The sequence below is a fragment of the Actinacidiphila yeochonensis CN732 genome (genome assembly GCF_000745345.1).
Lineage (GTDB): Bacteria > Actinomycetota > Actinomycetes > Streptomycetales > Streptomycetaceae > Actinacidiphila > Actinacidiphila yeochonensis.
Genome location: NZ_JQNR01000005.1, coordinates 490766 through 505862, shown reverse-complemented (window position 1 = coordinate 505862; position 15097 = coordinate 490766). Strand labels below are relative to the sequence as shown.

The following is a 15097-nucleotide window of genomic DNA, read 5'->3' as shown; positions in this document are numbered from 1 at the left end:
GGAGGCCCTCGGCCGCTACCGCGCGAGCCTGAAGATCGTCATCGAGTGGACCTCCCGCACCCACAAGGATCTCGGCACGGTGTCGAGCATCGTGTCGGCCGACATGACGGTGCCCTGGCACGGCGGTGAGGGCGCGGCCGAGTTCGAGCGGCGGGTGCTGGGCGAGGTCGCCTCTCCCTATGTGCGCGACGCGATCGCGGGCAGGACCGGATCGGCCGGAGCCGAGGGTGCCGCGGCCGGCGCCGAGAGTGTCGCGGTCAGCCCCGTGGTGTGGCCCACCCCGGTCCAGGCCCAGCCGCACGTCCGGGCGCTGCTGGAAGCCGCCGAGCTGCCACAGGGCCCCGGCCGCGTCGGCACCGGCCGTCCGGACGACCTGATCACCGCGGCCGGCGCCTACGGCCAGGACCCCCGCGAGTCGGTGGCACTGGCTTCCCGTCGGGGCACCGGCTACGCGGTGGCGGCCGCCCTGCCCGGCGCCGAGATGGTCGAGGACGCCTTCCGGGCCATGCTCAAGGCGCGGTCCGATGCCCCGCGCTCCGGATGGCACGGCACCTGGGACAGGGCCACCGGCCGCCGCGCTCCGCTCACGGGCCGGTCGGTCGCGGACCGCCAACTCGCCCTGTACTTCGGTCGGCCCGCCCTGGAGGGTGATCTCAGCGGCGCGCAGTCGGGTATCAAGAAGGAGGTCGTCTGGGGCGGGGCCCGCTACGAACTCGCGGTGCGCGCCCACCTGATGAAGCGCATCCACAGCACGAAGTACCCGATGAAGTTCAACATCCGGGCGGCGTTGGGCGAGTCGGTGGCCAGCGTCCGCGACACCAGGTGGAAGGCCGCCTTCGGCGCCGGCGCGGGACTGCGGGTCGAGATCGAACGGGTGGCGCGTCTGCAGCTCGGCGGTTTCCGACTGCAGGGCAAGTACGGGGCGGGCACGGGCGAGAGCTTCACCAACACCTCCAAGTCCTACCGCCGGCTGGAGAACGTCGGCGACGTGTACGAGCACGTCTACGACACCGCGTACGAGCTGGCGCTGCGCCCCCTCGACGAGGACGGCGCCACCGTCGTGCGCCGCTGGGTGCACGACCCGGGCAACCTCGTGGCCCAGGTGGTGGTGCCCGAGCAGCACGTGCCGGCCGAGCCGGTCACCGAGGCGGAGGCGAAGCGGGCCGGTACGGCCGAGGTCACCCTGGAGAAGCCCGCCGGGGACGAGCAGCTGAACCTCAGCGGCGGCTCGTCCGGGCTCTACCCGACGTTCCTGGTGATGCACGAGCTGGCGAGCACCGCCACCCGGCTGTACCTCCGGCTCAACGGCATGCCGGAAGAGGGCGCCGAGGACTTCGCCACCCAGCCCGGCGAGATCCTCGACGCCACCAGGCCCGAGCAGCTCGCGGCGGTCTTCGGTCTGCTGACCGACGCGTGGGGCCATGACGTCACCCTGCCCGGGTACGACGGCTGGCAGAACACCCTGACCCTGAGGCTGGAGGCCCGCGCGCCGAGGGAGCTCCCGCCCACCGAGGGCGACACCGAGATCGAGCAGTACGCCCAGTCGGCTCCCCGGCACGCGAGGGAGAGCGGCCGGACGGTCGGCATCGACGGGCAGCTCACCATGGGTCTCGCGCTCAAGTTCGGTTCGGACCAGGGCGGCGACGTCGAGATCGACAAGCCGGGCGGCGTGGGCGCCGACGGAGTGGTGCACCCGGGCCAGGCGCCCGGAGCACGGCTCATGGCCCTCGGCCACGTGGACGTCGGCCGGGACTGGAGCCGGGCGCGGGAGAACGACACCGGCGCGATCGAGATCACCCGCGCCACGTACGCCGGCAAGCCGACGACCTTCCGGGCCGACCCGGTCTTCACGATCACCGTCACCCGGGTCAAGGGCGACCTGGTCGAGCGGAGCGAGGTCTACCTGCGGGCCAAGGAGGCCATGGACCTGCTGGTCCCGAGCCGGCGCCTGGCGGACGTCAAGGCGCCGACGCGGCAGGACCAGACCACGGAGGCCGCGGCTGTCACCGAGGCCGCGCTTGCCAAGGAGACCTTGGGCGGGGCCGCGCTTGCCAAGGAGACCTTGGGCGGGGCCGCGCTTGCCAAGGAGACCTTGGGCGGGGCCGCGCTCGCGAAGGAGACCTTGGGCGGGGCCGCGCTCGCGAAGGAGACCTTGGGCGGGGCCGCGCTCGCCAAGGAGACCGGGGCTGCCGCCGAGGCCGTGCCCGCCACCGTGGCGCGGGTCGGGGTGCGGTACGTCGGCGGTTCCCTACCGGTCACCGCTGTGCACGCCGAACGTCTGGGCGCGGACGGCGTCCTGAGCGAGATCACCTCCCGGCTGCGGGACCGCGGCGTCATCCGCGACTACCGTTTCAAGGACGGCCGGCAGGCCGACGCCCCGGACCTGCTCGCCCGGGTGCTGAAGTCGGTCTACCGCTCGGAGGCGATGAAGACCCAGATCGGGCACCTCTTCGACCAGGGCCTGTGGACGTGGATTCCGATCCGTACCTTCGGCGGTTCCACGCAGTACCTCTACGTCAACGTCACGGCCGTCCGCCTGGACACGGCCCACTCCCACCGATCCCGCGACGAGGTGCAGCTCACCCTGCGCGGCGAGGCAACCGGTGAGCACAAGAACGTCGCCAAGACCGCCCGGAACCTCGACGCCGGCGTCCTCTTCACCGGCCGCTACGACACGGACCGCGCGGATACGAACCAGCAGGGCCACGCGGGCCTGGACCTCAGCTTCGGGTACGTCGACAGGGTGACCCGCGGCGAGGAGGCGGTCAACAAGCAGATCAGCATCTACCGGGCCAACACCAAGGACCCGTCGGACGAGTTCGAGCACGACCTGCACTTCTCCGTCGAGCTCGGCACCGTCCGCGAGATGCCCGAGGTCCTCAAGCTCGTCGCGCTGCCCGGCAACGGCGTCTACGCCCTGACCTCGGCGCTGGCCGAGCGGTTCGCCCGGAAGGAGGCGCTGGACGAGCTGTGGAACGCCCGCCGCCCCTGGATCTGGCACGACACCGGCGAGGGGCGCGGCCAGGAGGTGCGTGGCGATGTCCGCCTCATCGTGCCCCGGTACCTCACCGAGCCCGCGCCCGTGGCGACGGCGGCGTCCGCCGACCCGTCCACGGGCGGGGCCGCCCCGGTCTTCGAGCGGAACTTCGGCCGCGACCCGCGGTGGGCGGACGCCGTCGCGCAGGTCCGTCCGGCCTCGGCGGAGCTGCTGAGGAACCTGCACCCCTGGGACGTGCCGACCGCGTCGGCGGTCAACCGCTGGGCGAAGGTGGCGGCGCTGAGGGCCGCGCGGGAGCCGGTGCTGGACCAGGGCACCCCCTGGGAGATCGCCGGCGTCGACTTCACCACCACCCACGGTCTCGCCTACGCCCGGCAGACCAGCCACGCGCGTATCCGCCCGAAGATCGAGGAGCTGCTCACCAGCACCTACGTGGTGGAGATCAACGGCCGCAGGGTGCGTGTCGGCTTCGAGCTGTCCAACGGGACGGTGGTCGACACCGCGGCCAGCGTCAGGCACAAGGCCCGGCGCTACCAGCAGGACGACGCGGAGGACCAGAAGACCGCCGAGCACACCAGCGGCTGGTACAGGGGCGTCGGGCCCGAGGGCGGCGGCGGTGTCGGAGACAGCGCGTACCTCCTCCGCGCACCCTTCGAGCAGGCGAAGTTCGACACGGACAAGCAGGTGTCGGGCCTGTCCGAGACGGACGAGCACAACAAGGAGGGCACGCGGAACTTCCGCTACTACACCTTCGACGTCAGGCTCGTCCTCACCCCGGCGCACCGGCAGAACCGGCAACTGCACGTCGACGTCCCCCGCGGCCTCACCGCGATGCTCCCGCTGACCGCCGAGGGCGATCTGGCGGACGGACTGCTCACCGCCCACCCGGAGATCTTCGCCGCCGAGCCGGCCGCGCCCGAGCCGGCCGCGCCCGAATCGGCCGCGCCCGAATCGGCCGGCCGCGTCCAGGACGCGCAGAGGAAGGTCCAGCCGCGGGCGGCTGCCGGTAGCGCCCTCGACGACGAGATCTCGGCGGTTGTGGGGGATGGGCCGGCTGAGGATCCGGACTGGGTGCTGCCGGGTGGGGGTCCGGGTTGGGACTCGGAGCTGTTGGAGACGGTGAACCGCTGGCTGGGTCGTGAGCCGGGTTGGACCGGCGGCCGGGTGAGTGCGGCCAGGGTGGCGGAGCTGTACGAGAGGTTGACGTCCCCCCGGGGTGCTCGTTGGGTTCCTCCGCTGAGGCGTCAGGCGGCTGCGGGGATCGTTGATCTGGTGATGGGCCGGGAGCCGGGCTTCCTCCGGGGCGGCGCTCCTGACCTGCCGGAACCGGCCGAGGCGGTGTGGGCCGAGCAGGCAGCGGCTCCGGCAGAGGACGCGGCCTCGCCGGCGGTCGAGGCTCAGGGGGCCGGTGGGCTGGGCGACGAGCCGGCGGCCATGGCTGAGGTCACCGCGCTGGTGGCCGAGGGCCGGCGCAGCGGTCTGGACGACCGGGCGCTGGCGGCCATGCGGGACCTCATGACGCTGGTGGCGCGGGCCCAGCAGAGCGGGTTGGGCGACGAGGCGCTCGCGGCGCTGGGCGACTACAGGGGCTTCACGGCGCTCGCGTTCGACGCCCAGCGGATCACCGCCGAGGCCCAGCGGAGCGGGCTGACCGATGACGCCCTCGGGGTCCTGGACGAGTTCAACCACTTCGTCTCCGCGCGGATGGTCCTGAGCCGGGACAACGCCGTCACCAGGTTCGGCACCCGGCGCGACGGCGCGCTGGACATGGTGTTCCCCGTCCAGGTACCGCACACCACCGTCACGTGGCTGCACGAGCAGGTCTTCACGATGGTGGAGGGGACCGACGGGCCGGACGAGGCGTTCCGTTCCGAGGTGCGGGACGTGCTGACGCAGCGGCTGCTGTCGGACCAGTGGGCGCGGCTGCTGGGCACGTCGGGGATGCCGCTGCGCGTGACGTACCGGGGCAGGCCGAAGGCCGTGTCCCTGCGGCTGTCGGCGTCGGACCCGCAGGTCGCGGACCCCGGGATGGAGCTGATGCCGGACGGTGCCCCGCCGGTGACCGTCCAGCGGTGGATGTTCGGCATCGAGGAAGCGGACCACGTCGCCACGCAGGGCGGTCTGCGCCCGGGATCGGCGGCGTTCAAGCACTACTTCGACAGCAGGCTGCCGCACCTGAACCGGACCGCGGTCGGCCCGCAGCTGAACCTGGTGTACAACCAGGCCGCCAACCTGGTCACCACGGGTCCGACCCTCCAGACGATGATGATCCTGCGCAGCCGGGAGCGCAGCTTCCCCTACGACTACCGCATGAACTGGGAGCTGCGGCCCGGGGACGCGACCACCGAGCTGCTCACCGGCCGGGTGGCCGAGGACGGCTGGCAGGCGGCGTCCGGCCCGACCCCGGACCGGATGGTCGTCTGGTTCCCCAAGCACCTTCTCGACGACACCGAGCAGCCCGAGCCGAACCCGGGGGACCCGGCCGCCGTACCGGCCCCGATGGAACGGCTGCTGTCCCAACTGCCCCTGTACGGCGTGGTGAACATCCCCGACCACGACCGGCTCGTCGCCGACCTCGCGGCGTCCTTCCCCGCCCACCTCCAGGACCTCTCGACGGAGTCGGGGGAGCAGCTGCTGGAGTGGCTCTCCGAGGGGAACCTCAAGTCCGCCCTGCCGAGCGCCTTCGCGGGGGGCACGCCGTCCCCGCTGCTCCACTCCCGTTCCGGAGAGCTGATCGGCTACCTGAGGTTCGCTGTCACCGGCGTCGGCGACGAGCGGAACACCGGTCCCGCCACCGAGAACGCCGTGGCGGAGAACTACCTCCTGCGCTCGCAGAAGATGCAGGGCAGCAGCTCCGTGACCAACTCCGTCGGGGTGAACCTGCCGGTCCCGGCGGCGGAGTTCTCGTTCGACGGCCAGGCGGACTCCCGGACCGGGGTGTCCGGTCGCGGCGGCGACCTCGTCTTCCAGGCGGGGGTGCGGCACCGGTTCGTCCACACGCTGGGCTACGGCGGCAGCGCGCGGACGGTGCACTCGCTGCGGACGGCCAAGCCGCTGTTCAACGTCACGGCCGGTATGGCGCTGTCCGTCACGCTGGTGCGGCCGACGGGTCCGGAGGTGGGGCCCGCGAGGGAGACCCCGCTGGGCGACCCGGCGAAGCGGTACCCGGTGACGCTGAAGGTCCCGTCGCTGGCCACCACCGGGCACGCGCCCACGGAGAAGCGGTACCTGTCGGACCATCTGGCCCACCTGACCTCGCTGGGCCTGTCCACGACGCCGGTGCGGGTCGAGGGCGCCGAACCGCTGCTCAGGACGGCCGAGGAGTGGCTGCGCGACAACGGCTTCCTGCCCCCCGAGTCGGCCGGGTCGGAGACCCTCACCCGGTGGCTGGACAGGTTCAGGGACGACGCGCTGCGGGTCAGCCGGCTGAACAACCAGGTGAAGCTGGACAAGGCCCTCTCCCAGGCGACCCAGCGCTCCGAGGTCGAGGAGATGATCGACGGCGGCGCCGAGATCGTCTTCGAACTGCCCACCGCGGCCGGCGTGCGGCGGGCGACGGTACGGCTGACCGCGAAGCGCCGCTACACGGGCCCGAGCACTGATGACGGGGTGACGCACGACTGGACGCTGCCGGACGTGCAGACCCTGAACTACAGCGGCTCCACCGTCAGCGGTGACGAAGGGTTCAGCAGCACCCCGCTGGCGTTCTCCGCGAGCGCCTCGGGCGCGGTCACCAACCCCCTGGACAGCACGAGCGCCGCGCAGCCGCTCAGCCAGATCTCGGGCGCGTACGCGTTCGACTCCGAGGAGACCAGGACCCGGGGCGCGGCTTCCGGCACGGGCCACGAGTACTACACGCTCAGCCCCACCGCTGACGGCTCGCAGCTGTTCGGTGTCCCGGTCACCTACCGGATGGACATCTCCTTCAGCCACGGCCCGGTACCCGAGCCCATGGAGGAGGACGGTTCCCTGCACCTGGTGGTGCCCACCTACCGCACCTCGACCACGCCGGTCGCCGGCCCGCGTCCGGAGCCGCCGACCGTCCGCGACCGGACCGACGACGACCTCGCCAGGCTGCGGGGACCCGGGGACGGCCACACCTACCACGACGGCCTGCTGAAGGTCCCGGAGACGGCGCTCTTCGAGCGGGTCGACGGCAGCGCGGCCCTCCAGCGGGCCGTGGGCGAGATGCTCCACGGCCTGGAGCAGAAGGCTGCCGAGCTGGAGACCGCCGCCCAGCAGGCTCCGGACCCGCACGTGCCCGGCGCGTGGCCGAGCGGCGAGGAGCGGAACGCGGCCGCCGCCGGGGCCGACGTGGAGGCGCAGGTCACCCCCTCGCGTGTCCCGCAGGACGGGCCGGCGGCCGGCGTGCCCGCCGCCGAACCCGCCGCGGAGGCGCCGACCTCGTGGACGGGCCGGCTCACCGCTCTGGCGGCGTCGGCCGCGTCGGCCGCGTCGGCGGTGAGCGGTCCGGCGGCCGAGTGGGTGGCGGAACGCACCGGGGCGGCCGGCACCTGGCGGTTCGTGCGGCAACTGGCCGTCGGCGAGCCGGCCGCGAAGGCCGAGTCGGCCGGCTCGCAGGTGCACCGCGTCGCACTCTCGCCGCAGCACCTGATGGGTTACGGGCTCCAGATCCTCCGCGACTCCTGGATCATCGAGGGCGGCGGCACGGGCGGCGCCGTCGCCGGCACCGACGTCCGGGTCGAGGTGGCGGGGTACGTCACCGACGTCGAGGTGCTGCCCCAGCCGCCGAAGATGGACAACGAGCGCTGGCTGCAGTCCAGCGACTTCGCGTCGGCGGGCAGGTCGTCCACCTCCGTGCACAGCGCCTCGGTGTCCGCGAGCGCCCTGTCCGGCATCGTGCCAGGGTTCTCCGCCCTCACCGGGACCTTCGAGCGCGACTGGTCGGACACCAGGAACGTCACGGTCAACGACAACACGGGAGCCTTCCGCGTCACCACGGAGGACACCACCCTCGTCCACCGCTTCACCGGCCGGATCACCTACGTGGTCACCGTGGAGCGCGGCGTCAGCAACATCGTGTCCGGGACCCTCCGCCCCGTCACGAGCCTGAGCACGTCGAAGGCCGTCGAGGTCCCCGGCGGGCTTGAGTTCTTCCTGGTCGACAACGACCTGAACAACCACCCCGAGCTGCGGGACCTCGTCAAGACGGCCAAGATCGCCGAGGCCGCGCCGCTGGACCGGATGCTGCCCTCCTGGTTCGTCGCCAGCGGCGGCGCGATGAACGAGGGCGCGGTCACCGAGGTCCACCTGGAGGGCGGGCGCAAGGCCCTCCACGACGCCGTCGTCAAGGAGGTGGAGGCGCAGGCGCCCGGCGTGACCCGGGTCGGCCACGCCGGCTACCTGCCCGGCGTGCTCACCCGCATCAACGAGCACACCTCCACGCTGGGCCTGCGCACCCTGCCCAACGCCGGGACCAGCGGCCACACCGCCTTCCACTTCGTCCACCGGTCCTGGCTCGGGCCGCGGCTGGTGGAGGTCGCCTTCACCGCCCGGCCCAAGGCGGGCAGCGACCTCAGCGTGCCGCGCGGAAGGGCGATGGCGTCCAACTCCGGTGTGGACAACGTCTTCGGCCGCTCCCACGGCGACGGCGCGGCCCTCAAGCCGCCCGGGGCGACCCGGGTCAGCACCACCAGGACCACCACCAACACCTTCAACCTCGGCTTCCTGGGAAGTACCCGGGGCAGCCGGCTCGGACCCAAGGCGTCCATCTCCAGCAGCGACAGCAGCACCCGGACCCGGACCTCCGCCCGTGAACTGCGCACCTGGAAGCGCACCTTCAACAGCGTGGAGTTCACGGGCGTCGAGTACGAGTACGTCTACAAGGTCACCACGCGTCCGCTGACCAAGGCGCTCCTGGTCCAGCTGGTCAACGGAGCCGCGGCCGGGATCACCCACGGCCTGACGTGGGCGGGAGCGGCCACCGGCATCCGGGCCCTGCTCGGCCCGGCACTCGGCGAGCTGCCGCGCCCGCTGACCGAGGCCACCGGTGTCCAGGCGGCACGCGCGAGCCTGCGGTTCTCCGCGGACGAGGCGCCCGTCGACCGCGGGAGCCGGACGGAGCCGGTGCGGCCGGCCCGCTACGACTTCGATCCGACCCTCCGGCCGGGTGCCACCGAGGACGGGCTGGCCCTGGAGGTCGGCCCCGACACGGTCGATCCCCGCGTGCGGACGCTGCTGGGCGGGCCGACGTGGGTGCCCGCCCGGCCGTTCCAGGTCTACGGCTTCAGCGGCCTCGACGAACTGGGCATGGCGCTGCGCGAGGTCGCCCCGTCGCTGGTCCAGGACCTCGGTCCGGAGACCTCCCGGTCGGAGGAGGGCATGGGGCTGCGGATGACGCAGCTGATCGCCGACAACCGGATGGTCACGCTCCAGCCCGCCCACGTCGCCGCGTTCCTGGGCCGTCCGGGGGCCGAGGGCATCTCGGTCAGGATCACCCTCTACTCGGCCCGGCCGGAGACCGCGAGCAAGGACGTCGCCATCGACCGGGTGGAGCTGTCCGCGGACGGCGCCTCCAACCAGACGCAGCAGACCACCACCGCGTCCGTGTCGTTCAGCGCCTCAGGTGCGGATGCCGGCGGCCACAACAGCGGCAGCGCCACCACCCCCTTCCTGGGCGGTACCGAGGGCTTCGGCCAGATCGGCAGCGCCGCCAGCCAGCGCCGCGCGCTGCTGCGCATCGGCACCCCGATGGAATCCGCCGGCGCCGGCCTGACGGGCCACCGTGTCCGCGCTCTCGCCCTCGTCGAGGTCCAGGGCCCGGCGGGCACGCGGTGGGTCGTCGGCGACACCCTCCTGCGCAGCACGGAGACGCCGCCGGAGCTGCCGGCGACCTTGTCGGGGACCCTGTCGACGACCCTTTCGGCGATCCCCGAGGAGCCCGCGGAGGAGGGCACCGACGAGGCCGCCCGTGCGGTTGACGCCGCCGCGGCGGAGGCGGCCCTGGCGGCGGGCGTGCCGCTGCCGGAGTCCGAGGTGGACCTGTCGCTGCCGGACGCGGCCGAGGGCGCCGGCTCCCCGGCACCCCTCACCGCCGACCCGGACGCGGTTGCCGGCGCCGAGCCGACCTCCGCCATACCGCGGCCGGGTGCCCCGGCTGACGGTGCCGGGACGTCGGAGACCGTCCCGGACGAGGTCGAGGCCGGACCGTCCGAGGTCGGGGGCACCAGCTCGCGGTCCGACGTCGAGTCCGTGGACGCCTCCGAGTTCGTCGACGCTGATGAGCTCGTCGACATCGATGAGTTCGTCGACATCGATGAGTTCGTCGGCGTTGACGACTCCGTTGTCGATGACCCGTCCGTTGTCGCGGTGGAGGCTGTCGCCCAGGCGGGCGGTTCGCCTGAGGCGCTCCACGCCGAGGTGGTGGAGGCTGCCCGTGGGGTGGTGGAGCGGGTGGGCGGCGGCGGGTTGGCCGTGCCGTATCTGGCGGCGGGTGTCACTGGTGGTCTGGCCGATCCGGCGCTGGGCGGGATGACGTTCCAGGTCGCCGTCGGCCTCCGGGCGACGGATGCGGACGGGCCGTCGGAGGGGCTGGCGGGTGTGCTGGCCGATCTGTGGGCCGCTGGGTTGACCCGGCAGGTGCGGCCCGGGGAGAGGGGGGCCGGCTGGCGGATCAATGACTCCGACGAGTTCGTTTCGCCGGTGCTTGGGGACACCGAGCAGTCCTGGCGGGAGCTGCGGACTGCCCAGGGACTGCTGGGTGCCGGGGACGGTGTGGTCTTCGAGGGGTTGCGTACCCGGGTTCGGGTGGGTGTGCCGGGTGGGCTGAGTGAGGCGGCGCAGGGTGTGCTGCTGGATCTGGTGGGTGGTCACCAGGATGTGCTGTTCCGGTTGGGCGGTACGTACTCGCGTGCCGATTTCGCGCGGCTGCGAACGGTGCCTCGGGGGGTTGGGCGGGGGCTGCTTCCGTTCGACGCGGCGGGTCCGGTGCGTGCGGTGGAGCCCGGGGCCGGGTTGGTGGAATTCGGGTTCTGGGGCGCTGGTTCCGATGCGGCGGTGACGCAGGCGCAGGTCAACGTGGCGTTGCATCTGGTGGCCGCGGCTCAGCGGCTGGCTGAGGACCCGTCCTGGCAGGCGCCGGGTTACCAGCCGGTGGGGACGTTTGCGGAGGCGCAGGCGGCGGGGCGGATTCCGGAGCACGCGGGGTTGCTGGCCGGTCCGGGTGGGGTGGGGGTGTTCCCGGCCGGGTCCGTCGAGGAGTCGGCCGCGCTGGGGTCTTTGCTGGATGTGCTGTCGCTGTCGCCCGCTGGTCGGGCGCAGGTGTTGTCGTTGTTCGCGGTCAGGCCGTGGCTGGGCAATGAGGCTGGCTCCCTCGTGCCCGACGAGGTCCAGGACCTGGCTGAACAGGAGAACCTGGGTCAGGTCCAACTGAGCTTCCTGGCGCGAGGGTTGTCCTTCCAGGAGCAGGACCGGACACCCCTCGACGAGCTGGACCGGGTGGCCCAGGGGGCGCGGGCGAGTTTCGGCCGGGAGAACGTCTTCAGTCTGACGCTGATGGGCGATGGGGACAGTCCCGAGGTTCTGGGCTCTTCCGGTGCTGTCCGTCCGCTGTCCGGGGCACTGGCCGCGGCCGTGTTGGAGTGGGCCGGGTGGAGGTCGGAGGTCCCGCTGCTGGTCACGCCTCGGCGGGTCTCGGATGGCCTCGTGGACTGGCTACTGGAGTTGTCCGACACGACCGGCGAGGCGGTGCACCTGGAGATACCGACTGGGTCTGGGGAGATCACGCTGCCGGAGCGCTTGTTGGAGGTGGCGGAGCTGTTCGTGCCGGCCGCGGCGGTGGCCGGTATGCCCGAGCGGGGTTTCGTGTCGGACGGGTCCGGTCGGCGCCGTGTGCCGGTGCCCGCGGGCTCTTGGTTGCGGATCAACGACCCGGAGATGCCTTCCAGCCAGCTGGCGGGTGCCTGGCCGGAGGGCACCGGGCTGGTCAGGTTCGGCCCCAATGGGCAGGTGGCCGTGGCGACACCCGGGACGCACCAGGAGGGGGAGGCGTTCACGCGGGGTGGTCCGCGGGTGGTCGAGGCGGATGAGGTGCTGCGGCAGGGGCTGCGGGGGTTGCTGCCCGACGAGGTGGTGGATGCCCCCGGGGTGGTGCGGGTGCCGGCGGAGGTGACGGCTGTGCGGGCCCGGCAGCGGTGGGCCGGGCAACAGCGGGAGTTGACCCACGCGGATGTGGTGGCGGTGACCGAGCAGGTCGGGGAGAGGGTCGTCGCGGGGCACTCCCATCTGCCGTACATGGTTGACAGCTCCGCGGGTGGTCCCGCCGGTTCGGAGTTCGGTGATCTGACCTTCGGTCTGGAGATCGAGTTCCTGGTCGATGATCCCGGCGCGATTACGGGGATTCTGGCGGATCTGAAGAAGGCAGGGCTGACCCGCCAGGACAGCATGGGGAACTACGGCTCGGCCGCCGGAGCGGGCTACCGGCAGTGGTGGCTGGAGAGGGACCCGTCGGTCAGCGCCGAGTTGGTGGCGCCGATCTTGCGGGACACGCCGCAGGCGTGGCAGGAGCTGCGGACCGCGTTGTCGGTCATCCGCAAGCACGGGGGGCATGCCCGGTTGCGGACGGGCGACGGCGAGCGGACGTCGGTCGGCGGGCATGTGCATGTGGGTGTGGGGCAGTTCGGCAACGACATCCGGCGGCACGCGGCGCTGCTGTCGCTGGTGCGGGGGTTCCAGCCGGAGCTGTTCCGGCTGGGCACGAACCCGCTGAACGAGGAGCACCGGGGGACGAAGTACGTAGATTCGCTCGCCGAGCCGTCGGAGGGGTACTCCGTCCTCGAAGCGGTGCTGCACGGCTCCAGGTATTCGGCGCTCAACTTCCCCTCGGTGCGCGGGTTCGGTTCGGACCATGTGGAGTTCCGGTGGGCGGACGGGACGGTGGACGAGGCGGTCTGGCAGACGCTGGTGAAGGTGGAGTTGGGTCTGGTGCGGGCGGCGCTGCGGCTGGCGGATGATCCGTCGTGGCAGCCGCCGGCGTTCCGGTCGGTCGGGCTGCTGGCGGGGGTGGAGCAGCGGGTGCGGGTGACCGGTGCCGGCGGGGTGCGGGTCTTCGATGCGGGGGCGGAGGCGGAGACCGCGGGTATCCGGGCGCTGCTGGACACGGTCTTCACCCGGTGGGAGGACAAGGCGCAGGCGCTGGCGCTGTATGCCACCACGCCGTACTTCGGTGGGCTGGGCGGTCGGCCGGCCGACGCTTCCAGTGGTCTGGCGCCGATCGGCATACCCGGGCTGGAGGACCTCGTCGACTTGGTCCGCGTGAAGGCCACCGTGGTTGAGGGGGGTGCGGACCTGAAGGCGGCGGACCTGAGGCCGGAGGAGGTGCAGGGCGCTCTGACGGCGTTTCGGGCGATGGCCGACCTGCCCGACGCGTTCGTTGTGCGGTTCGATGCGTGGGACACGCCGAGTATGCCGACCGCCTTCGGAGTCGGTGGCGAAAAGGCGCTGACCGCTGATGAGTTCCTGGCACTGGCGCGAGCGCTCGGCTGGTCGGGGCAGCCGTTGGTACTGGTTCCCTCGGAGACCATGCAGCACCGGGCCGCCCTGCGCTGGCTGGTGGACCTGGCCGGCTCCCTCGGCCGGCCGGTGCACATACTGATCAGTGGGAACGGACTCTTCGGGCCGCTCCCCGCGCCGCCCGAACTGCTCCCCCTGCTACAGCGGTTCCGCACCGACGACCAGACGCCCGTGGCGGTCGACGACGAGATACCCGCGGACGACATGGACGAGCAGCCCGAGGGCCCCCGCGTGGTGGCCGACTTCGGGTGGCTGCGGGTGCTGCCCCCGGGATGGTCCGGGGGCCGGCAGGGTGACTGGCCCGCGGGGACGGTCTGGGAGCCGACCTCCGGGTCGTACGCCGACGCGATGGACATCGGTGCGCACACGGCCGATTGGGGCCCGACGGGGTACCCGATGGCGTGGCTGGGTGGCCATCCGATGGCGCCCCAAGGCGTCCTCTCCGCCGTCCAGTTCCAGCAGCGTGGCCTTGCTCAGGGCGGGCAGGGCGCCGAGGCGGAGGACGCCCGGGAAGCCGCCGAGGACACCGGCTCCGACTCCGGCGATGAGCCCTTCGAGGCCCACGAGCACCTTGACGAGGCCGGCGAGGCCGGCGAGGTGCCGGCCGCCGCAGACGGCGCAACGGAGACCGAGGAATCCGCCGAGGGTCCGGCCACGGTTGCCGCGACCCCGGTCGAACCCGACGTGACCGAACCCCCGGTCCCGGCCCCGACCAGCGGCGAGCCGAACGGGCCCGACGCCGCGCCGGCCGCCGCCGCCCAGCCTGTGGCCGAGGCACGACCGGCGGCGGCCGGGCTGAACCTCGACGTGGTTCCGGTCGGCCGTCCGGCCGAGGCGGGCGAGCAGCACGCCTCCGAGCCGGCTGCCACGCCCACGTCCGCGTCGGCCGTCTCGGCGGCTGTCCCGGTGGCGTCGGGGCGGCCCTCGTCGGCTGCCGCTGGGGGTTTCCGGTCTCTTGCTCCCACCGGGCCTGTGGTGTCGCTGGGTCGGTTCGCCGGTGCGCCGACCCCGGTGGTCCGCGGCGTGGAGCTGCTGGGGAGCCGGGACGCGGTGGAGGCTGCGGAGCCGGTGGAAGCGGTCGTGGCGAAGCCGTCCTCGGCGGGCCGCGGGGGCGCCGCGGTGCGGGCGGCGGAGCCGATGGCGGCTGAGCCCGTGCCGTCGCAGCCGCAGGAGGTGGTCCCCGCGACCGCCCGGAGGATCCCGGTCGAGCCGCTCCAGACCCCGTTCACGGTCGCCCTCGACGGTGAGCACGGCATCGCGCCCGCCGTCCTGGACGAGGTGAACCGGCAGCTTGCCGACAAGGACCCGGCGACGGTCGCCGAGGGCGAGCGGCAGGCCGAGCGGCTGGGCCGCGAGGTGGCTGAACGCGTCAGGGCCTGGTGGACGGAGAAGGGCCTGCACCCCGCCCACGTCAGGGTGGAGCTCCACATGAGCGACCAGGGCGGTTTTCAGACGGCCATGGTGGTTTCGCGGGTCGTGGCCAAGTTGCTGACGCACCGAGTCGTCACGACCGTGGGCGAGATCAGCTCGTTCGAGATCTGCCCGCCGGAGTTCGGGGGTGCCAGGTAG

The 15097-nt window shown here is 72.9% G+C and carries 1 protein-coding gene (only partly in view); it reads left to right on the top strand.

Annotated features, from left to right (window positions below; genetic code table 11):
* Window positions 1-15097, top strand: the final stretch of a protein-coding gene (locus BS72_RS14245) for a hypothetical protein (RefSeq protein WP_157856226.1). It extends 31496 nt beyond the left edge of the window; the window shows 15097 of its 46593 coding nt (coding positions 31497-46593); the start codon falls outside the window, past its left edge; the stop codon is at window positions 15095-15097.